General features: G+C 66.2%; 19 protein-coding genes. 12 read left to right on the forward strand and 7 right to left on the reverse strand.

Annotated features, from left to right (window positions below):
* Window positions 1-10 precede the first annotated feature (10 nt).
* Window positions 11-2,617 (reverse strand): glycosyl hydrolase 115 family protein, encoded by a 2,607-nt coding sequence (locus tag AC3A3Q_RS10325; RefSeq protein WP_487586171.1) that lies wholly within the window; start codon window positions 2,615-2,617, stop codon window positions 11-13.
* Window positions 2,618-2,971: 354 nt separating this feature from the next.
* Here AC3A3Q_RS10325 and AC3A3Q_RS10330 point away from each other — a divergent pair, with 354 nt between their 5' ends.
* A complete protein-coding gene (locus AC3A3Q_RS10330) occupies window positions 2,972-3,229 on the forward strand; it encodes a GlsB/YeaQ/YmgE family stress response membrane protein (protein WP_487586172.1) in 258 nt (85 codons plus the stop codon).
* A 181-nt stretch (window positions 3,230-3,410) separates the two neighbouring features.
* Window positions 3,411-3,836, forward strand: coding sequence for a DUF4019 domain-containing protein (locus AC3A3Q_RS10335; RefSeq protein ID WP_487586173.1), 426 nt, complete (start codon window positions 3,411-3,413; stop codon window positions 3,834-3,836).
* An 11-nt stretch (window positions 3,837-3,847) separates the two neighbouring features.
* On the opposite strand, the gene AC3A3Q_RS10340 is transcribed toward AC3A3Q_RS10335, so the two are convergent.
* A complete protein-coding gene (locus AC3A3Q_RS10340; protein WP_487586174.1) occupies window positions 3,848-4,108 on the reverse strand; it encodes a hypothetical protein in 261 nt (86 codons plus the stop codon).
* Window positions 4,109-4,520: 412 nt separating this feature from the next.
* On the opposite strand from AC3A3Q_RS10340, the gene AC3A3Q_RS10345 reads away from it, so the two are divergent.
* The gene (locus AC3A3Q_RS10345; protein WP_487586175.1) at window positions 4,521-5,222 is read left to right on the forward strand and encodes a PH domain-containing protein; all 702 of its coding nucleotides are present in this window, start codon (window positions 4,521-4,523) and stop codon (window positions 5,220-5,222) included.
* 48 nt (window positions 5,223-5,270) lie between these two features.
* Here the strand turns inward: AC3A3Q_RS10345 and AC3A3Q_RS10350 are convergent, their stop codons facing one another.
* Window positions 5,271-6,092: an alpha/beta fold hydrolase gene (locus AC3A3Q_RS10350; RefSeq protein WP_487586176.1), complete on the reverse strand. Its 822-nt coding sequence runs from the start codon at window positions 6,090-6,092 to the stop codon at window positions 5,271-5,273.
* 248 nt (window positions 6,093-6,340) lie between these two features.
* Between AC3A3Q_RS10350 and AC3A3Q_RS10355 the strand changes: the two genes are divergently transcribed.
* Window positions 6,341-7,027 (forward strand): HD domain-containing protein, encoded by a 687-nt coding sequence (locus tag AC3A3Q_RS10355; protein ID WP_487586177.1) that lies wholly within the window; start codon window positions 6,341-6,343, stop codon window positions 7,025-7,027.
* A 6-nt stretch (window positions 7,028-7,033) separates the two neighbouring features.
* Here the strand turns inward: AC3A3Q_RS10355 and AC3A3Q_RS10360 are convergent, their stop codons facing one another.
* The 4 genes from AC3A3Q_RS10360 to AC3A3Q_RS10375 form a co-directional block, all read right to left on the reverse strand.
* Window positions 7,034-7,921 carry an RNA polymerase sigma-70 factor gene (locus AC3A3Q_RS10360; protein WP_487586178.1) on the reverse strand — a complete coding sequence of 296 codons (888 nt, stop codon included), beginning with the start codon at window positions 7,919-7,921 and terminating at the stop codon, window positions 7,034-7,036.
* Window positions 7,922-8,048: 127 nt separating this feature from the next.
* Window positions 8,049-8,462, reverse strand: coding sequence for a cupin domain-containing protein (locus tag AC3A3Q_RS10365; RefSeq protein WP_487586179.1), 414 nt, complete (start codon window positions 8,460-8,462; stop codon window positions 8,049-8,051).
* 44 nt (window positions 8,463-8,506) lie between these two features.
* Complete coding sequence (locus AC3A3Q_RS10370; protein WP_487586180.1) at window positions 8,507-8,938, reverse strand: cupin domain-containing protein; 432 nt, start codon at window positions 8,936-8,938, stop codon at window positions 8,507-8,509.
* A gap of 44 nt (window positions 8,939-8,982) precedes the next feature.
* Window positions 8,983-9,462, reverse strand: a complete 480-nt coding sequence (locus tag AC3A3Q_RS10375) for a carboxymuconolactone decarboxylase family protein (protein WP_487586181.1) — start codon at window positions 9,460-9,462, stop codon at window positions 8,983-8,985.
* 246 nt (window positions 9,463-9,708) lie between these two features.
* Between AC3A3Q_RS10375 and AC3A3Q_RS10380 the strand changes: the two genes are divergently transcribed.
* From AC3A3Q_RS10380 to AC3A3Q_RS10415, 8 genes are all read left to right on the forward strand, one after another.
* A complete protein-coding gene (locus AC3A3Q_RS10380; protein ID WP_487586182.1) occupies window positions 9,709-9,942 on the forward strand; it encodes a hypothetical protein in 234 nt (77 codons plus the stop codon).
* Window positions 9,939-11,045 (forward strand): LysR family transcriptional regulator, encoded by a 1,107-nt coding sequence (locus AC3A3Q_RS10385; RefSeq protein WP_487586183.1) that lies wholly within the window; start codon window positions 9,939-9,941, stop codon window positions 11,043-11,045. Before AC3A3Q_RS10380 ends, AC3A3Q_RS10385 begins: the two co-directional genes overlap by 4 nt.
* 231 nt (window positions 11,046-11,276) lie before the next feature.
* Window positions 11,277-11,804, forward strand: coding sequence for an Ohr family peroxiredoxin (locus AC3A3Q_RS10390; protein ID WP_487586184.1), 528 nt, complete (start codon window positions 11,277-11,279; stop codon window positions 11,802-11,804).
* Window positions 11,805-11,835: 31 nt separating this feature from the next.
* Entirely contained in the window at window positions 11,836-13,116 is a 1,281-nt protein-coding gene (locus AC3A3Q_RS10395) for a cytochrome b (protein ID WP_487586337.1), read from the forward strand.
* Between the two features lie 57 nt (window positions 13,117-13,173).
* Complete coding sequence (locus tag AC3A3Q_RS10400; protein ID WP_487586185.1) at window positions 13,174-13,935, forward strand: SDR family oxidoreductase; 762 nt, start codon at window positions 13,174-13,176, stop codon at window positions 13,933-13,935.
* 131 nt (window positions 13,936-14,066) lie between these two features.
* Window positions 14,067-18,482: an ATP-binding protein gene (locus tag AC3A3Q_RS10405; protein ID WP_487586186.1), complete on the forward strand. Its 4,416-nt coding sequence runs from the start codon at window positions 14,067-14,069 to the stop codon at window positions 18,480-18,482.
* 81 nt (window positions 18,483-18,563) lie between these two features.
* Window positions 18,564-19,136 (forward strand): antitoxin Xre/MbcA/ParS toxin-binding domain-containing protein, encoded by a 573-nt coding sequence (locus AC3A3Q_RS10410; RefSeq protein WP_487586187.1) that lies wholly within the window; start codon window positions 18,564-18,566, stop codon window positions 19,134-19,136.
* Entirely contained in the window at window positions 19,133-19,609 is a 477-nt protein-coding gene (locus AC3A3Q_RS10415) for an RES family NAD+ phosphorylase (protein ID WP_487586188.1), read from the forward strand. Before AC3A3Q_RS10410 ends, AC3A3Q_RS10415 begins: the two co-directional genes overlap by 4 nt.
* The last annotated feature ends 50 nt before the right edge of the window (window positions 19,610-19,659 follow it).

The following is a 19,659-nucleotide window of genomic DNA, read 5'->3' on the forward strand; positions in this document are numbered from 1 at the left end:
CGTCGAGAGTTCATGGGAAGCCGGAGGGCGCCGGTCCCAGGTAGGTGACCGGCAGCGGTGCGCTTGCAATCACGAGTTTCTGCAGCGGTACGTTGTCGTCCAGGCGCCAGATCCTGACCACATGGCGACCGCGGCCTACGCTGGGGAAGCGGGCGTGGATGATCCGCGCGTTGTCTTCGACCGCCTTGTTCCAGTCGCGCTGTTCCGTGAGGGTGGTTTCGGTCGGCGCCGGGATCAGGCTGTCGGTCAGGACCTGCACCGGGCCATCGTCGATCGATACACCGATGCGCACGCGGTTGCCGCCGCTGACGTCCAGCGTAGGGACGAGATACAGGTGAACGTCGAGGTCGCCCTCGCGCGCGATGTCGACGTCGTACTCGAGGCGAACTCCGTCCTCGACGGTCGTGGCCGGCCGGCCCTGGGGCAGGGCAGCCATTGCGCCCAGTGTGCGGCCCAGGTTCGGTATCACGTGCCACTGCAATTGCGCGCCATCGACCTTGCGCGAGTAGTTGGGTGCCTCGATCGCGATGGCGTCGGCTGATGTCGGGAACGCCGCGGCCCTGAAGCGCAATGCCTTGGGCGGACGGGTCGCCGGCAGGCGCACGACCGCTGGCATCACCTGCTTGTCCGGTTGCTGCCAGCTGCTGTAGCCGATGTGGGTCTGCAGCATCATGCCGTCCCACTTGCCGCCGTTGAGCGCGTGGTAGCGGGCGCTGATTGCATCATCACGAGCGAATGCGGCTTCGGCGCGTTCGGCGAACAGGTTCGCCCGCGTGTCGCCGGCAGCGGCAAGGCGCCGGTTCCAGGCCACGGAGTAATAGAGGCGATACAGGTTCGCCATGGCGATGATCGGGTGCTCGACCAGCTGGAAGTAGGCGTCGTGCTGGCTGGCCGGCAGCGCCGCCCGCACTCGCAGAGCCTCCCGTTCCAGTGCATCCCACTGCGCCACCATGGCACCAAACTCTCCGCCGTCCAGGTCATCGGCGATTCCACCGCCAAGCGGGAAGCTGTCGGCGTCGACCAGCTCCGGCTTGCGTCGCGCCGAGTACTGACTGAAGCGTGTCACCAGTCCGGCGATGCCTTCGGCGTGCTGCTCACCGAAGTTCGCGCCCGCCCATTCCAGCGGGAAACGCTGCAGCGCCTCCACCGTCATCGCTTGCGGATTCCAGGCCTGCTTCATGAAGAAGTCCAGCGGGTACTCCATCGGCTTGATGTCGCCGACGTTGACGATCCACAACGCCCGGGCGCCGCGCTGGTAGGCCAGGTCCATCTGCTGCCAGGTCTTCTCGATCTGGTTGGTATTGAGCCACTTGTAGTTGCGCGGCGCGCCGACGTAGTCGAAGTGGTAGTACACGCCGAATCCACCCGCGCGATCGAAATCGCGAGTCGGCAGGCGCCGGTTCTGGCCCCAGTTGTCGTCGGCGAACAGCAGGATCACGTCGTCGGGCACGTCCATGCCGTGGTCGTAGTAGTCCTGCACTTCCTTGTACAGCGCCCAGACCTGCGGAGTCCGCGCGGCCGGCTTGCCGGTGACCTCGGCGATGATCCGGCGCTGGTCGGCGACGATGGATTGCAGAAGCTTGCTGGCGGTGCCTTCGGTCATGGCTTCGTCGCCGTCGCCACGCATGCCGAGGCTGACGATGCTCTCGTAGGGTCGCCCGTCACCGCGCGACATCATCCGCTCGATCCCGCCGCGCCAGAACGCGCGCAGGTTGTCGCGGTTGCTACCGTAGTCCCAGCGGCCGCCGGTGACGCCGTTGCCGGTGTTGCGGTGCCATTCGTCGTGCGCGCGCATCATCGGTTCGTGGTGGGTCGTGCCCATCACCACGCCCATCGCGTCGGCGAGCACCATGTTGCGGGGGTCGTCGTCGTTGAACGCCTTGGGCGGCCACATGGCCGGCCACAGGTAGTTGCCCTTCAGGCGCAGCAACAGTTCGAAAACGTGCGCGTACATGTCGGCGTTGATGCCGCCGAAGCGCTTGCGTGCCCAGGTGCCGAAGGCCGGGTCCTCGTCGTTGATGAAGAAGCCGCGGTACTTCACCGCAGGCTGGTCGGCGCGCGCGCCAGCGGTGACATGCAGCGAGCGCTTGCGCTGCACGGGAACGTCCGCCCACCAGTACCACGGCGATACGCCGATCTTCTCCGAGAGGTCGTACAGGCCGAACACGACGCCGCGGCGGTCCGAGCCGATCACCACCAGGGCGCGCTCCACACCGGGCCAGGGCCGGTCGAGCACGACTTGCCGGTAGGCTTCCCATTGCCCGGCAAGACCCGTGACGTCCAGCTTGCCTGCCTGCACCAGCGCATCGATGCTCGCGCTCTGGCCCAGGACGCCGGCGACGACTACCGGGCCACGAACGCTGCCCGCGTCCTGCAGGCGCGCAGGCATGTGCCCGCTGACGCGCTCCAGGTCAGCGGCGAATCCGTCGGCCGCGTGGCGCACCGCCGGATCGGCGCCGGGCTCGACCAGAACTGCGGCGGGCCGCGACTGCTCGACAAGGGAGAAGCTGCCGGCGCTGGCCCGGTCGCAGATCGATGCCGGTGCCGAACATGCGAAAGCGCTGAATGAGTGCGCAGCGCATGCAAGCAGGACAAGACGGATCAATGCGACTCTCATCAATTCTCCAGCGCCGGGTTGCGGGGGGATTCGGGGCTTGGTTGGCCAGGAGTGATAGCGCTATCACTCGGCGAATATAGCCAGCTTCCCGGCGGCTTGTCTTGCCGCGTTGCGCAACCGCGCGTGTGAACTCGGATCGCCCGCGCTGCAGCGCGCCAGCTTGCGAGGTCGTCGCGCCGACAACTGGGCGATCCAGCTTGTCTTCGACATGGAAAGCCATGGCCCTGTCGAAAATCAAAGCGCCGGGTTGCTGTTCCGCGCGCGCTTGTAAACAACGACTGAGAAGTTCGCCCATGGCGATGCTCGCGAGCGGGTCCTATCGTGGTTCGGATTCTCAAGGAGGACCCCGTTCCCATGAATTTCCTGATCTATCTCATCGTTGGTGGCATTGCTGGCTGGCTGGCCAGCATCGTGATGCGGCGTGACGCATCGCAAGGCATCTTCCTCAACATCGTCGTCGGCATCCTGGGTGGATTCCTCGGCGGCTGGTTCCTGCCCAAGCTCGGCCTGGGATTCGGCGGCGGTTGGCTGGGTTTCCTGGTCACCGCCTTCATTGGCGCGGCAGTACTGTTGTTGATCATCAACCTGCTTACGCGCGGCCGCGCGCGCTGAGCGCACTGGTCACTCGAATGTCACGCGAACCTGCCACCGATCCGGTGGCGGGCCTTCGCCGGTTGCGGAAGGCTTTGGGATTCGTCCCATGGGTCGGGCACCGTGGAATGGTTACAACGCAGCTGTCTGGCATCGGGCACGGTCCGGTGCATCAGGCATCGGACCGCCACAGGAAACCACGATGACGCAGACCACCCATGCTTCGCTCGATGCAGACAACAACATCGAACCCAGCGCACTCCGCGATGCCAGCCTGCGCATGGCACTGGCCCTCGATGCCGGCCACGGGCAGCAGGTATGGCGAGGTGCATCGGCGGCGGTCAAGGACCAGCTGAGCTGCGAGGACTTCGCGCGCGCCGTTGCCGAACGCCGGCAGGCCATGGGAAAGGTGCGGCGCCGGGACTGGTACGTGGTCAGCCGTACCGTCAGCACCGGAACGGGCAGCGACGAACTGCCCGCTGGAATCTACGCCTGCTCCGAGTTTGAGGTCACATTCGATGGCGACCGCACGGGCCGTGAAGTGGTGTCCTTCAGGCTCGACGAGGATGGCGTCTGGCGCTTCGTCGGCAATCACCTCGAGTGTCGCGACTGGGCAACCCCTGCCTGAAACCAGGCCGCCTACGCGGCCATCGCGTCGTCGGCCGGTGCGGGTTCAAGCTCGTCGGCGTATACGTCCGCCAGCCAACGGCGCGTGCCATCGGGTTGCGTGCACTCGACCATCAGCAACGGTGGATCGATGCCGGTGACCGCGTACTTGAAGACAACCACCGCAAGCTCTCCGGCTTCCGGTTGGGTGTAGGCACGCGCGCGGCAGCGGTGGACGCGACTGGCGGGAATGGCTCGCGTGATGCGAACGTGGTCGGACTCTGAGAGGGACATGCAAAATCGGGTGGTAAGCCGGACGACCAGCAGCAACGGTACGTCTGGATGATGACAACGGAAGTCTCGGCAAGGAGGGGAGCGATTCCCCGCCGGTAACACAGGCATGAACGTCCTCGCGTTCAGACTGCAGAGACAGTGGCAGAGCGGCGCTGTGTGCGCCATGGGAATCCGCCCATTCGAAGCGGGAGTTCCGAAGCGCCAAACGCAATCCCTGGTCATGGCACGCGCATTCAGACGTGCATTCCCAATCACAGCATTTTCGGACGATTCCCATATGTGGATCGCTGCACCCACGCTACAAATGCGTTACCGGAACGACGGAATCGGTTCCTACCTCGGCAAGGCGCAAGGACCCTGCGATCGCGGTCCCTGGAATGCGCTGAATGCTGGCATGACCAGGACCGCCTGAATGAGAAATCCCGCTGGCTCCATCAGCCAACTGCACGTCGGTCGCGATTCCCGTACCGGTGCTCCCGGCGCTCAGGTGGTATCGCTCGTGCCCCCCGAAGGGGAAGCGTTGCTAAAGGCGCGAAGCTCATCGGTCGCCTGCGCCGAACCGATGGCACGCGGCTTTGGTTTCGACGGCCACGTTGTCGATATCCATGGCCGGTCGACGCGGGCTGTCAGTGACGCATTACGGCCGGAACTGGACAGCAGTTTGCTGGAGGGCGAAGTGCTGACGCTGCGCATGGGCAAGCGATGCGCCTGGCGGTTGGCCGCGATGGGTGCTGTCGTGATCATCACGATCTGTGCCCTGGGTTCGAGGGCCCCCGCGGTCCTCGCCGCGATCGTCGCGATCTATCTCGGCATCGCCTGGATGGACGGAGTCGGCCAGCGTGTCCGCGTCGGTATCGGTGGCGTCACCGCGCTGAACATTCTTGGAAAGTCGCGGCGCCTGCACTGGTCGGACGTCAGGGCAGTGTCGTTTCCGCGCGGGGAGATCGTGCTCCACGGCGAGGGCTCGTGCCGGGTGCGGGTGCCGGCGACGTTCGACGGTCACCGTGCCGCGATCCGCCTGCTTCGGATCCGGTTGCCGCGCGATGCCTTGAACCAGAGCCGCATCGGCCTGGAGACGCACTACCTGTGCCAGTGGGATGACTGCGAGTGGTGATGCGCTCGCCAGCGTGCCGGTGACGCATCACCGGCACGCCAATGCAGCTCAGCTGCGGAAGAACTCCAGCAGGTCGCGGTTGATCACTTCGCCGTGGGTCGTGCACATGCCGTGCGGATACCCCTTGTAGACCTTCAGCGTGGCATTGCGCAGCAGCTTCGATGACAGCAGCGCCGAGTCGGCGATCGGAACGATCTGGTCGTCGTCGCCGTGCATCACCAGCGTCGGTACCTCGATGCTCTTGAGGTCGTCGGTGAAGTCGGTTTCGGAGAAGGCCGCGATGCAGTCGTACTGCGCCTTGGCGCCGCCCATCATGGCCTGGCGCCACCAGTTGGCGCGGACCGGTTCGGAGAGCGGGGTGCCCGGGCGGTTGTAGCCGTAGAACGGCACCGGGAAGTCCCAGTAGTAGCCGGCGCGATTGGCGGCCATGTCCTTGCGGATGCCATCGAGCACCTCGCGCGGCAGGCCGTCCGGATTGGCGTCGGTCTTGACCATGATCGGTGGCACCGCGCCGATCAGGACCAGCTTGGCGACGCGACCTGCGCCGTGCCGTGCGACGTAGCGCGTGGCCTCGCCGCCGCCGGTGGAATGGCCGACATGGATGGCGTCGCGCAGGTCCAGGTGCGCGACCAGTTCGGCGACATCGGCGGCATAGGTGTCCATGTCGTTGCCGGTCGCCGTCTGGCTCGAGCGGCCGTGGCCACGACGGTCGTGGGCGATGACGCGATAGCCCTGGTCGAGGAAGAACAGCATCTGTGCGTCCCAGTCGTCGCCGCACAACGGCCAGCCGTGATGGAAGACGATCGGTTGACCGGTGCCCCAGTCCTTGTAGGCGATCTCGGTGCCGTCTTTCGTGGTGATCGATTGCATGTCGTGGTACCTCGTGGGGGGTGGCGGCAGCGCGATGGGGGCTGCCCACGACATGATGGAAACCAGGCGGTTCGGGCGGTAGGCACGCGTGCGGGTGCACGATGTTGTCCGCGGCGCACCAATGTCCCTTGCCCGTGAGGGGCAACGATTGGTTCCGCGCAGGCAACACGGTGAGGCCGGTGCCGGCGCTACCGACACTCGCGGCTCGCGCGTAGCTTGACGCCAGGGCCAACCGCCGGATTGAAGCCATGACGACGTTGAACGAAACCACTGCACCCGCGACCGCGACCTCACCGCCGCCAACACGCCTGGTCGCGGGCGTGCCGGTGCCGGACACGCCGCTGGTCGCGCGCGCCATCGAGTTCGCCCGCGCGCATTGCGATCCCTACCTGTTCAACCACGTCATGCGCTCGTGGCTGTTCGCCACCTGCATCGCGGAAAGCAAAGGCGAGGCGTACGACGCCGAAGTCCTGGCGGTGTCGGCACTGTTGCACGACATCGGCCTGACGGCGCTGGCCAGCGGCGCACTTCGCTTCGAAGTGGAAGGGGCGAACACGGCGCGGGCCTTCGTTCGCGAGTTCGGTGTCGACGAGCGCCGATCCCAGCTTGTCTGGGACAGCATCGCGCTCAACTCCACGCCGTCCATCTGCCTGCACAAGGAGGCCGAAGCTGCCCTGTGCGTGCTCGGCGTCGCACTGGACTGGGGCGGCTGGGGATTCGACAGCCTCCCGGCAGAACAGATCGCCCGGATCGTCGCGGAGTTCCCGCGCCTGCAGATGAAGCAGCGCTTCACCCAGGCCGTCTGCGGCATCTGTGAGCGACACCCGGAAACGACCTACGACAACTTCGCCCGCGATTTCGGCGAGCGCTTCGTACCCGGCTATCGTGCGCCGTCGATGGTCGACGCGCTGCAGGATGCTCCGTTCGTAGAGTAGTCGCCGCTAGCTCAGCTTCGATGGCTGGTTGGCGGCGATCCGTCGGAGCTTCTCCGGATTGCGCTGCACGAATACCTGGGTGATGTGCTCGCCATCGGTGTCGTACGACTGCGCCGACTCCAGCTTGCCATCGATATAGCGCAGCACGCCAAGCCGGCCATTGATCGTGGTGAGGCGGATTTCCAGCGCATCCTTGCCGCGTACCGACGCGGCGAACAGCAGCTGCGCGATGCGTTGTCCGCCGACCACCGGTTCGGGGAAGGTGGTGACGATGCCGCCACCGTCGCCGACCAGGGTGGCCGACTCGGCCATCATTTCCTTCATGCCCTGAAAGTCGGCATTGCTCCAGGCTTCGGCGAAGCGGCGCATCAGGCGCTGGTGGGCTTCGGCCGAGACCATGTAACGCGGGCGCTCCTCGCGCAGCTGCGTCTTGGCGCGGTGCACGATCTGGCGCACTGCGGCCTCGCTCTTGTCGAGCGTGGCGGCGATGTCGCTGTAGTCGGCATCGAGCACCTCGCGCAGGAGGAACGCGGCGCGCGCTTCCGGCGAGAGTCGCTCCAACACCGTCAAGAAGGCAATCGACAGGTCGCTCGAGGCTTCCTGGATCTCTTCCGGAGTGGTCGGACCTTCGAGGAGTACCGGTTCGGGCAGCCAGATGCCGGAGTAGTGCTCGCGCTCGGTGCGCGCCTTGCGCAGGCGGTCGATCGAGCGTCGCGTCGTGGTGGTGATCAGCCAGGCGTCGGGGTCGCTGACCTCGGCAGGGTCGGCGTCATTCCAGCCCAGCCACACGTCCTGGACGATGTCTTCGGCTTCGGCCAGCGAGCCGAGCATGCGATAGGCCACGCCCAGCAAGCGGGGCCGCAATCGGGTGAAGGTGTCGGTTGCGTCTTGCATGCGGCCCTGAGCGCGGCAGAAGACGCGATTGTGGCGGCAGAAACGTTCGTCGAGCGTGCAGGCCGGGCCGCTGCCAACGGCAGCCGACAGGGCAAGCAAAGGCCGGCCGGTCGAGGCCGGCCGACGGTCATGGGAGCGGAATCAGCGCGGGCTTGCCCGCATCCTTGAGCAGGAACACCACGAACTTGGCGGGCTTGTCCTTGCTGGCATTGCGGCCGACCGTGTGCACGTCCGTTGGCCCCTCGTGGAAGGCCTGGCCCGGCATCAGCGTGACTTCCTTGCCGCCCTTCACGCCCATCACGATCGAGCCTTCGAGCACGTAGACGAATCCGTGTGCATCGTGGCGATGGACCGGGTCGGCACCACCAGGCGGGTACTCCACGGTGATCATCAGCATTTCCTTGCCGGGGTACTCGGGCAGCGCCTGGGTCATGACCGGCGTGACGACGGGGGGAGGAGCGTCGTTACCTTGCAGGCCATGGGCCCCGACACTGCCCGAGAACAGCAGTGCGGCCACGCTCAGACATTGGGGGATGCGCATCGCATGACTCCTGATGTGTAGTGCGTTCGAGCGCTTCGGGCCGCTCAGGAACCGGGGATCACCGCCGGCTTGCCGGCGTCCTTGAGCATGAACACGACGAACTTCGCGGGCTTGTCGTTGCTCGCATTGCGGCTGACCGTATGGATGTCGCCGGGCGATTCGCTCCAGCTCTGTCCGGCCGTCAAGGTGACCTCTTTCCCGCCCTGCACGGCCATCACCACGGAGCCTTCGATCACGTAGACGAACGCGTGGGCATCGTGGTGGTGGAGCGGCGAGGAGCCACCGGGGGGATAGTCGACCGTGAGGATCAGCCCTTCCTTGCCCGGATACTCGGGCAGGGCCTTGGTCATGATCGGCTTGACCACCGGGGCCGGCGCAGCGTGGCCGGCGTGCTTGTCCTGGGCCAGGGCCGCGCTCGAAAGAGCCGCGCCCGACAGCAGCAGCGCGGTCAGCGCCAGGGAATGGTGAATGCGCATCATGGTTCTCCTCTCAGGGGATCTCGCGCTCAGCAATGCACGCTTCACGACAGCCCGGCCTTGTCGAGGCCGAAGGCCTTGTCGGCGGTGCCCGGCTCGACGCGGAAGGCGACGTTGATCCGGTTCCAGGCGTTGATGGCCATGACGTCGTAGGTCAGGTCGACGATTTCCTTCTCCGAGTACTGCGTGCGCACGCGCTCGTAGATGTCGTCGGGAACGCCCAGCGGCGACAGCTGGGTCACGGCTTCGGTCCAGGCCAGTGCGGCGCGTTCACGCGGAGCAAACAATTGCGACTCACGCCAGGTGGCCACGTGATGCAAACGCAGCGGGCGCTCGCCATGGATGATGGCCTCCTTGATGTGCATGTCGAGGCAGAAGGCGCAGCCGTTGAGCTGCGAGGCGCGGATGTTGACCAGGTCGTGGATCGACTGCTCGATCGTCGATTTGGAGGTCAGCATGCTGAATTCGACGAACTTCTTGAACAGTTCGGGGGATTGCTTCTGGTAGTCGAGGCGTTGGCTCACGGCGGAGTCTCCGTAGTGGATCAGGGGAGGACCGGCGGCTGCCGTCCTGCTTGGACGCCAATCTAGGCATCGCGGCGGCGCGCCGGTAGATCGCCGGCCGGACGCGCAGTGTTGAGCGCGGCGCACCAATGGGCTGTCACAAACCGCGAAGCGCCCGCAACGATGGGCCTTCGCCAGGCGCTCTGTCACAGACGTGCCCGCTGGCACGACCTAGATGCATGACGACAGCCACAAGGAACCCAATCCATGCCTACCAAGGCTGATCGGGTCTGGTCCGAATTCATGGTCGCGCTGGATGCGATGGCGCCGGATATCCGCGCCGCGTACCTGCTGCACGAAGTATTCGAGGCCAGCTACGAGGAGATCGCATGGCTGATCGGAGAGCCGGCAGACCTCTGCCGTGCCCATGTCGAGTGCGCCCGCGAACACGCGCTGGCGCACATGCAGCCATTGACCGAAAAAGAGGCGCCACCCAAATGAACGCAGTTCCGCGGATCGCCACGCCGACGACCCCAGACAAGCAGGACAAACAGGACAACAGGCCAGACCCGTTGTCGTCCACCTTCTCGGCGAGCTACGCCGGGGTGGTGGCCTTCATCACCGTCGCCACCGAAGGCAGCTTCGCTCGCGCGGCCGATCGCCTCGGCGTGGGGCGCTCGGCCGTCAGCCGCAGCGTGCAGAAGCTGGAAGGACAGCTGGGCGCGCGCCTGTTCTCGCGCACGACGCGCTCGACCACGCTCACCGCCGAAGGCGAGCTGTTCTACGAGAACTGCCGTCCGGGCGTCGACCGCATCATGCAGGCGCTGGAAGAGATGCGCGACCTGCGAGACGGACCGCCGCGCGGGCAGCTGCGGATCAGTGCCACGCACGGGTTCGGCCGCAAAGTCATCGCGCCGCTGATGAGCGAGTTCCACATGCGCTATCCCGGCATCGGCATCGAACTGCTGCTGGACGAGAAGACTCCGGACCTTGCCGTGGACCGGGTCGACGTCGCCTTCCGCGAGGGGCGCCTGGACGACAGCCAGGTCATCGCCAAGCAGCTCATCCCGATGCAGATGCTCGTATGCGCCTCGCCCGACTACGCGCGCAGGCATGGCCTGCCGACCACCGTCGAGGAACTGGACGCACACGCATGCATCAACCGGCGCATGCCGAACGGACGCCTGCGCAGCTGGGATTTCAAGGTCGACGGTCATCCGCGCAGCGTCACGCCGCAGGCCGACATCGTGCTCAACGACGATGACCTGATGTTGCACGCGCTGCTCAGCGGCCAGGGTCTGGCACAGCTGCCCGCCTTCGAGGTCCGCGACGAGCTGCGCAAGGGCACGCTGGTGACCTGCCTGGCGCAGTACGCGCCGGACGATCGCGGCCACTACCTGTGCTACCTGAGCCGGCGCCAGCTGCCCAAGCGCATCCGTGCCTTCATCGACTTCATCACCACCCAGGTACGCGCGCTGGACCTGGACTGTGCCACCGCCGTACCGCGGCTACATGCCGGCGGTTCGCATGATGACCTTGCACCTGCGGAACGCGCGGCACCTGGCGACACGCATCGCGACAACGTCGCCGTCGCCCGCGCCTGAGCCGGCGCGATTGGTGCGCTCGGGGAAACATCGTGCATCCGGTCGCAGGGCTACTGCCGACCGGGTCGCCCTCCTAGCATCGCAACTCACAACGGATCTCTGCGCGGCGGGCATGCCTGCCGGCAGCGGAGGCAAGGCGGCGCCGGCCAGAGCGGTTGCCCACGCAGGGACGAGGCACGGACGACGGATCTGCTTCGTGCATGACGACAACGACAGGGACACGCGCATCCCATGAGCCAGCTCAAGCCACCGCCGGTAAGCCTGCTAGACAAGTACTACGGAGAAGACGCGCAGACCATCTACACAGGACGCGTACGAGTCACCGGTGGCGAGGCGGCGCATGGCCGCGCGTCGGGCGTGGTCTGTTCCGACGACGGTGCCCTGCAGGCCAGCCTGCGCCTGCCGGCGGAGCTTGATGGTCCCGGTGGCGGCACCAACCCGGAGCAACTGCTGGCAGCCGGCTACGGCGCCTGCTTCCACGGCGTGCTCAAGCTGCTGGCAACGCGGGCGGGCGTGGAGCTCACCGACGCAACGGTCGACACGGCGGTGACGTTCGCACGCGATCCGGTGGACGGGCTGTTCCTGCTGTCGGCGGAAATCCGCGTCGCCCTGCCCGGTGTCGAACGCGCGCTTGCCGCAGAGCTGGTCCGCAACGCCGAACGCATCTGCCCCTACGCAAAGATGTTCAGGGATGGCATCGATCACGTCGTGGCGCTTGCTTGTGAAAACGAGTCGCCGCGCACCGGCGACGCCGACTGACCGCCACGCGGGGGAAGGCACGTCCATGGCATTGAAGATCGTCCGCATCCATCCGAAGAACCCGCTGCTGGCCTGGGTCGAGGACCGCTTGCCGGTCATTTCGTTCGTCGCCGCACACACCAGCCGCTACCAGGCGCCGTGGAACTTCAACATCTGGTACCTGTTCGGCGGGCTGGCGGCGGTGACGCTGGTCAACCAGCTGGTCACGGGCATCTTCCTGGCGATGCACTTCAAGCCGTCGGCGGCCGAGGCGTTCTCGTCGGTCGAGTACATCATGCGCGACGTGGAGTGGGGCTGGCTGATCCGCTACATGCACTCCACCGGCGCCTCGCTGTTCTTCGTGGTGGTCTACCTGCACATGTTCCGCGCGCTGCTGTACGGATCGTACAAACGGCCGCGCGAACTGGTGTGGGTGCTGGGCATGCTGATCTACGTGGTGCTGATGGCCGAGGCCTTCATGGGCTACGTGCTGCCGTGGGGACAGATGTCGTTCTGGGGCGCCAAGGTGATCATCTCGCTGTTCGGCGCGATCCCGGTGGTCGGCGAAAGCCTTCAGCAGTGGGTGATGGGCGATTACGTTCCTGCCGACGCCACGCTCAACCGCTTCTTCTCGCTGCACGTGGTCGCCCTGCCGATCATCCTGCTGCTGCTGGTCACCGTGCATATCCTGGCGTTGCATGAGGTCGGGTCCAACAATCCCGACGGCATCGACATCCACGACAGGATCGGCCCGGACGGAACGCCGCTGGACGGCATCCCGTTCCATCCGTACTACACGGTCGAGGACCTGCTCAGCACGGTGGTGTTCATCCTGGTCGCGGCATTCCTGATCTTCTTCGTGCCGACTGTCGGCGGCCTGTTCCTGGAACACGACAACTTCAGCGAAGCCAACCCGCTGGTCACGCCCGAGCACATCAAGCCGGTGTGGTACTTCACTCCGTACTACGCGATGTTGCGCGTCATCCCGCACAAGCTCAGCGGCGTGGTCGTGATGGGTCTGGCGATTTTCGTGCTGTTCCTGCTGCCGTGGCTGGATCGCGGCAAGGTCCGCTCGATCCGCTACCGCGGTGGCGCCTACAAGGTCGCGCTGGGGCTGTTCGCCGTCGCCTTCGTGGTGCTGGGCGTCATCGGCATCGGCGGGATGGCGCAACTGCTGCCGCGCCTGCTTGGCGACGGCCTTGACGTCAACGCCATCGAGAACTGGATCGGACGCGTGCTGGTGGCCATCTACTTCGGCTTCTTTGCATTCACCTGGGTGTACACCCGGTTCGGCTTCGAGCGCACCCGTCCGCTGCCGGAGCGCCTGACGTAGCGGCGCAGGCAGCGCCCGCCCGAAAGACATTCGAGTCACACCCCACTGGAGACAGACATGAAGATCGTAGTCATAGGCGGCACCGGCCTGATCGGCACCAAGCTGTGCAACAACCTGCGCGAGCTCGGCCATGAAGCCATCGCCGCGGCGCCCAACACCGGCGTCAACACCATCACCGGCGAAGGCCTGAAAGAGGTGCTGCAGGGCGCCGACGTCGTCGTCGACGTGGCCAACTCGCCGTCGTTCGAAGAGAAGGCGGTGCTGGAGTTCTTCGAAACCTCCGGCCGCAACCTGCTCGCGGCCGAGGCGGCGGCGGGCGTCAAGCATCACGTCGCGCTGTCGGTGGTCGGCAGTGACCGCAAGCCGGGCAACGCCTACTTCCGCGCCAAGCTGGCGCAGGAAAAGCTGATCCGCGAATCGGGAATGCCGTACTCGATCCTGCGCGCCACGCAGTTCTTCGAATTCCTCAACGCCATTGCCCACGACGGCGCCAGGGACCAGGCGGTCCACATCTCCACCGCGGCATTCCAGCCGCTGGCGGCGACCGACGTGGCCGCGGCGCTGACCAAGGTGACCGTAGCCGAGCCGAGGAATGGCGTGGTGGAAGTGGCCGGCCCCGATCGCCGGCCGATGGTGGACTTCGTCCGCGATTACCTGAAGTTCTACAAGGAATCGCGCGAGGTCATCGCCGATGCGAAGGCCGAATACTTCGGTGGACCGATCGACGACAACTCGCTCACGCCGGGCGAGAGCCCGATGCTCGGTTCGATCCGTTTCGAGCAGTGGCTGGAGACCTCGCCGCCGCCGCCGCAACGCTGATGCGGCGAACTGGCGCGCATCGCGTGAACACGGCGTACATGCAAGCCAGGGTAATCAGACGAGTCTGATGGTGGGGGCAGCACGCGGCGACTAACCTGCGCGCCGCGTTGCTACTTTTCCCCATTACTCACATGACCAAGCCGGCGGCACCTGCCGCCCCACCTTCCAGCGTCGGCGATGGCAAGCTTGGATGGCTGCGACGACTGACGCATGCGACCTTGGTCCTGGTCCTGCTCACCGTGTCGGTGGCCGCATTGGCACAGCAGCTGCCGGTGCAGTTGAGCGGTGAGGAGGCCGCATGGCGCGATTCTCATCGCACCGTGCGCGTGGGCGTGTTCGCCGGCGACCACCTGCCCATAGAGACCTGGGCGGCCGGGCGGGCGGAAGGGTTCGGCGTAGATTACGCCCGCTTGCTGGTTGCTCGCGCCGGGATGCAGGCCGACTTCCGGCCCTATGTCGATTGGGAACAGGTGACCCGCGGCCTGCGCGGCGAGCACCTGCCATACGACCTGTTGCTGGGACAGTCGTCCCACGCCGACGAGCCGGACCGGTTCGGGTTTCTCGCGCCCTACGACGCCGGTCGATTCATGCTGGTCGCCAGGCGCGACGACACGCGCATGGCCAGCGGACAGAACCTCGTTGCCGCGCGCCTGGTGATAGAGCGCAGGTTCCGCGGCCTGGCGACGCGGCTGGCCGAACGATTCCCGAGCGCGAAACTGTTGTACAGCGACGATGGCCGCGCCGCCATGGAAATGGTGGCCGCAGGCCAGGCCGATGCCTACATCGGCGCCACCTCGGTGCGTACGCGCATGCTGATGCAACAGCGCAATGCCGATGACCTGGTGATGCTCCGCGAAGTCGACATCCCGCGCTCTCCGGTCAGCCTGGCCGTGCCGAACGACCGGCCGATGCTCCTGGCCATCCTGCGCAAGGCCGAAGCCAGCCTTGGCGCCAGCGATGTCGAACGATTGCGCAAGCGCTGGGGCCTGATGCAGGAGGCGCCCGCGGAACCGCCGCGGGCGCCCGGACTTAACCCCCACGAGCGCGACTGGCTGAAAGCGCTGCGACCGCTGCGCGTGGGCTTCGAAATCGATCGCGCCCCGTACTCCTACGCCGACGGCGACGGCCGTTTCGACGGTGTCGCCGCCGACTACATCGACCTGCTTGGCCGCGAACTCGGGCTGCGACTGGAAATGGTGCCGGCGCAGGACTGGGCCAGCCTGCAGGAGATGGTGCGCGCACGCCAGATCGACATCGTGGCGGCCACGCTGCCGCAGGATTTCGACAGCCGCGACCTTCTGGTCAGTCGGCCATACGCGCATTTCCCCGGCGTCATCGTCACGCGCGCGCACGGGACGGCGATCGTCGGCCCCGAAGACCTGGTCGGGCGGACAGTCGCCGTGCGCCAGGAAGCAGGCGTGATCAATGGACTCACGGTCGCGCTGCCGCGCTCGCGCCTGGTCCCGGTCAGCAGCAACGAAGCCGGGCTGGACCTGGTCAATGACGGCGACGTCGACGCCTACGTGGGCACGCTGCCGGCCATCGACGCATTGCTGCGCGATCGCTACGCGGCAAAGCTGCGCATAGCAGGTCCGGCCGGTGTCGAGCAGGAGTTCGCCATCGGCATCACGCCCGAGAACGCCAGGTTGCTGCCGCTGGTGAACCGCGTTCTGGCGAAGGTGACCGAGGCAGAGCACCAGTCCATTCGCAGCCGCTGGCTGACCACCGAGTACCGCTATGGCGTGCCATGGGCGTGGGTGGTGGCCGGTCTGGTGACGGCGATTGCGCTCCTGCTGATCGGCGCGGTGGCGTATGTGCGGCTGCGCAGCGCATGGCGTGCGCAGGCCAAGGCGGAATCGGACCTGGCCGCGCAGCTTCGTTTCCAGCAGAGCTTGCTCGAGACCATTCCCCACCCGGTGTTCTTCAAGGACGTCGAGGGTCGCTACCAGGCAGTCAACCAGGCCTACGAGGCGATGTTCGCCGTGCCGCGCTCGCAACTGCTCAATCGCACGCTCGCGCAGACGAACCATCTGCAGCCGGCCGACGAGGAGGAAGCGCACCGGCTCGATATCGGCGTCCTGGTCAGCGGCCGCAGGCGGCGGCTGGAGATGCGGCTGCCACCGCTGCAACCGCAGGGCAAGCCACGCGACGTCATCCTGTGGCTGCATCGCTTCAACGTCGCTCCGGACCAGGTCGGCGGACTGCTGGGAACGTTCGTCGATGTCAGCGACATCCGCGAGGCCGAGGCGCGCGCGCGTGCCTCCGAGCAGCGCCTGATCGACACCAACGATCGCCTGCCGGGCGTGATCGTGCGCATCAGCGTGCAGTCCGGCGGCAGGATCGTATACGACTACGTTGCCGGCCAGACCCAGGCGCTGTTCGGCCGCTCGCGTTCGGAACTGTTCCGCTCCGGACGACGCCTGCACGCGGTTACCGCGGGTGAAGCCGGTCCCGACGAGCACGATCCCGACGAGCACGATCCTGGCCAGGACGCGTCCGACCCCGTGCTCGCCGCCATCCACCGGATCGTTGCCAGCGGCACCCGACACGAGGTCGAGTTCTGCGTGCCCGTGCAGGGCGAGATGCGCTGGACACGCGCCTCCAGCGGCACGCCGCGGCGAGAGGCCGACGGCAGCGTGGTGTGGTGCATCTACTTCGCCGACATCACCGACGAGAAGCAGCAGGCGCAGGCGCTGGTCGAGGCCACGACGGCGGCGCGCGCAGCGGTGTCGGCGCGCAGCAGTTTCCTGGCGATGATGAGCCACGAGATCCGCACGCCGATGGCCGGCGTGCTGGGCCTGGTCGAGCTGATGGCGAACACGCCGATGGACCGCGAGCAGGCGCGCATGCTCGGCATGGTCCAGGACTCGGCCGGATCGCTGTTGCAGATCCTCGACGACGTGCTCGACTTCTCGCGCATCGAGTCCGGGCGCCTGGACCTGGACCTGCGCGCGTTCGACCTGCGCGCGGTCGCCGACAACGTCATGGGCCTGTTCTCGGCGCGAGCCCACGAGAAGGGCGTGCGCCTGTACGCAACCATCGACTGGCGGCTGGCCGGCACGCACCAGGGCGATGCCGTGCGCATCCGCCAGGTGATCACCAACCTGGTCAGCAACGCGCTCAAGTTCACCGAGGCCGGCCACGTCGAACTGCGCATCGAGCTGGCCGGTGAGGAGCACGGCATCCAGCGCATCCGCATCAACATCAACGACACCGGCATCGGTATCGAGCCGCGGCAACTGGCGCGGTTGTTCCAGCCGTTCGTGCAGGCGGAGGATTCGATCAGCCGGCGCTTCGGCGGCACCGGCCTGGGCCTGTCGATCTGCCAGCGCCTGGCGCAGATGATGGGCGGCGAGGTGCGCGTCAGCAGCACGCGCGGGCAGGGCACGACTTCGACGCTCGAGTTGCCGCTGCCGGTAGTCAGCGAGGTAGAGCCGCACGAGCAGATCGCCGGCAAGACGGCGCTGTTGTGCACGCGCGATCCGATGTTCGAGCGGGAACTTGCCAACACGCTGTCAACGCTCGGCTTCAACTTGATGGAGTTCGGTCCGGAGGAATTGAGCGAGGCCGCCGCCAACGACGCCGATCTGTTCGTGGTCGACGTCGAGCTGGTGCGCGAAGGCCGTCTTCCCGCGGGCGCGCGCTACCTGTGCCTGGTCGAATCGGTCGACGTGCGCGGCTTCCAGGTCGAAGGCGGCGAAGTGTCGTTGAGCGGCAGCCCGCTGCTGACGGTTGCGGCTGCCGAAGCGTGCTGTGCCGCGCTGGGCCTGGAACCACCCCGGACGGCATCGCCGCTGCCTGGAGTCCATGCGCCGCGTGCGGCACGCATCCTGGTCGCCGAGGACCACATGACCAACCGCGCGGTCATCGCTCGCCAGCTCGAACGCCTTGGCTACGCGCACACGCTGGTCGAGGATGGCGAGCAGGCTCTGGAGGCGCTGTCGCTGCAGCACTACGACCTGCTCATCAGCGATTGCCACATGCCGGTGCTCAACGGGTTCGCGCTGACGCGGCGGATCCGCGAGCAGGAAGCCGGCACCGATCGCCATCTGCCCATCGTCGCGCTGTCGGCCAGTGCGTTGCCCGAGGAGGTGCGCCGCTGCCATGACGCGGGCATGGACGATTTCCTGGCCAAGCCGGTGCAGTTGCTCGATCTCGACAGGAAGCTGGCAACCCATCTGCAACACACGCTGCCGACGCCGCTGCCTGAAGTGACGGCGATCTCGCCGCGCACCAGTCGCAAGCTGAGCCGGTTGACGGAGTTGTTCGGCGGAGAGGCGTCCCTGCGCGAAGTGCTGGTGGGGCTGCTGGATTCGAGCCGTCGCGACATGCTGGAGCTCGACGCCGCTTTCGAGAGCGGAGACAAGGAGCTGCAGCGCGACATCCTGCACCGCATCGATGGTGCCCTATTGCTGCTGGCCGAAGGCGATCGCGAGCCGATATCGCAGCTGGACCACGAGGTGAGACGGTCGGTGCTGCTGACGCGGATCGGCAATCTGGAGACGGTGATCGCCACGCTCGACCCCGGGAGGGGCCCGAGCCAGTGACGTTGCTTCAAAGTCCGTTCCTGCTTGAGTCGGACATATATAGCCTACACGATGGCTATATCTAACCAAGGAGGCGGAGTCATGTCAGACACCCCGGCCAGGTCGGCCAAGCGGCCATTGCGCAAGAAGCGCATGCCGGGCGGAGCCTCCGTTGCTGAGGGCCGCGGTTCCCGGAAGCCCGTCCATGCACAGCATGAAGGGCTGCCCACGCACCTTCGACCTTATCTTCTCTACCTCAAGACTGCGCAGTTGCCGCAACGGGTCCGCATCGAGCGCGAGGGCGTTCCGTCCCAGGTCGTGGAGGAGATGATCGACGAGTTCGGTATCAGCACCACGGCATTCCAGCTTGTTGTGGGCATTCCCGCGGCGACGTACAAAAAAAAGATCAAGGAGAAGGGGTTGTTTTCCGGCACGTCGGGGCAGTCCGTGGTGGGACTGATGGACCTCATCAACCAGGTCGAAGACATGCTCGCGGCCGAACCAGACAACCCGGATGCTCAAGGCTTCGATGTGGCGGCATGGGTGGGTCATTGGATCCAGCGGCCGCAGAAGGCTTTAGGCGGCTTGGCGCCTTCCGAATTGTTGGACACACCCTCTGGTCGGGAGTCGGTGATGCGGGTGCTGGGGGCCATCCAAAGTGGCGCCTATCAATGAAGCTGTGGCGAATCGGCTCTACGGGACCCAGCTGGGCCCCGAACGATCTGACTGGGGCCGCTGCCGCCTCTTCGCCTGGACGCTGGAACAAGCCAGGAGAACTGGTGATCTATGCGGCGCCGTTGTTGCCCACGGCAGTCCTTGAAACTGACGCCCACATCGACGATGGCGGTTTGCCGCTGAACAAGTACATCATCGAGATCGATGTTCCAGACACCATCTGGAACAAGCGTGCAGTCATGGCCGTCGATGCGTTGGAAGGCGGCTGGGACGCGATCCCGCACGGGCGCGTATCGATCGAAATCGGTTCAGCCTGGTACAGCGCAGGCGTCCATGCAATCGCAGAATTCCCTTCCGCGATCATTCCGGAGGTGAGCATCGTGCTTATCAACGCTCAGCATCCCGACACAGCGAACATTACCGCCGCGACCGGACGAAAGTTTCAATACAACATGCTGTTCCGGGCGAAGTAGTCGTCCGCACGGGCAGCGCCGGCAGCGTCCGCACGACCGCTGCCGGCGAC

This window comes from Lysobacter sp. Soil_C_59 (assembly GCF_057656415.1).

Excerpts from the sequence above, each read along its gene's own strand:
- AC3A3Q_RS10385 (WP_487586183.1), top strand. The coding sequence starts at position 9,939 with ATGAACGCAGTTCCGCGGATCGCCACGCCGACGACCCCAGACAAGCAG.
- AC3A3Q_RS10330 (WP_487586172.1), top strand. The coding sequence starts at position 2,972 with ATGAATTTCCTGATCTATCTCATCGTTGGTGGCATTGCTGGCTGGCTG.
- AC3A3Q_RS10355 (WP_487586177.1), top strand. The coding sequence starts at position 6,341 with ATGACGACGTTGAACGAAACCACTGCACCCGCGACCGCGACCTCACCG.
- AC3A3Q_RS10405 (WP_487586186.1), top strand. The coding sequence starts at position 14,067 with ATGACCAAGCCGGCGGCACCTGCCGCCCCACCTTCCAGCGTCGGCGAT.
- AC3A3Q_RS10410 (WP_487586187.1), top strand. The coding sequence starts at position 18,564 with ATGTCAGACACCCCGGCCAGGTCGGCCAAGCGGCCATTGCGCAAGAAG.
- AC3A3Q_RS10370 (WP_487586180.1), bottom strand. The coding sequence starts at position 8,938 with ATGCGCATTCACCATTCCCTGGCGCTGACCGCGCTGCTGCTGTCGGGC.
- AC3A3Q_RS10325 (WP_487586171.1), bottom strand. The coding sequence starts at position 2,617 with ATGAGAGTCGCATTGATCCGTCTTGTCCTGCTTGCATGCGCTGCGCAC.
- AC3A3Q_RS10415 (WP_487586188.1), top strand. The coding sequence starts at position 19,133 with ATGAAGCTGTGGCGAATCGGCTCTACGGGACCCAGCTGGGCCCCGAAC.
- AC3A3Q_RS10350 (WP_487586176.1), bottom strand. The coding sequence starts at position 6,092 with ATGCAATCGATCACCACGAAAGACGGCACCGAGATCGCCTACAAGGAC.
- AC3A3Q_RS10360 (WP_487586178.1), bottom strand. The coding sequence starts at position 7,921 with ATGCAAGACGCAACCGACACCTTCACCCGATTGCGGCCCCGCTTGCTG.
- AC3A3Q_RS10345 (WP_487586175.1), top strand. The coding sequence starts at position 4,521 with ATGAGAAATCCCGCTGGCTCCATCAGCCAACTGCACGTCGGTCGCGAT.
- AC3A3Q_RS10335 (WP_487586173.1), top strand. The coding sequence starts at position 3,411 with ATGACGCAGACCACCCATGCTTCGCTCGATGCAGACAACAACATCGAA.
- AC3A3Q_RS10380 (WP_487586182.1), top strand. The coding sequence starts at position 9,709 with ATGCCTACCAAGGCTGATCGGGTCTGGTCCGAATTCATGGTCGCGCTG.
- AC3A3Q_RS10390 (WP_487586184.1), top strand. The coding sequence starts at position 11,277 with ATGAGCCAGCTCAAGCCACCGCCGGTAAGCCTGCTAGACAAGTACTAC.
- AC3A3Q_RS10400 (WP_487586185.1), top strand. The coding sequence starts at position 13,174 with ATGAAGATCGTAGTCATAGGCGGCACCGGCCTGATCGGCACCAAGCTG.
- AC3A3Q_RS10340 (WP_487586174.1), bottom strand. The coding sequence starts at position 4,108 with ATGTCCCTCTCAGAGTCCGACCACGTTCGCATCACGCGAGCCATTCCC.
- AC3A3Q_RS10365 (WP_487586179.1), bottom strand. The coding sequence starts at position 8,462 with ATGCGCATCCCCCAATGTCTGAGCGTGGCCGCACTGCTGTTCTCGGGC.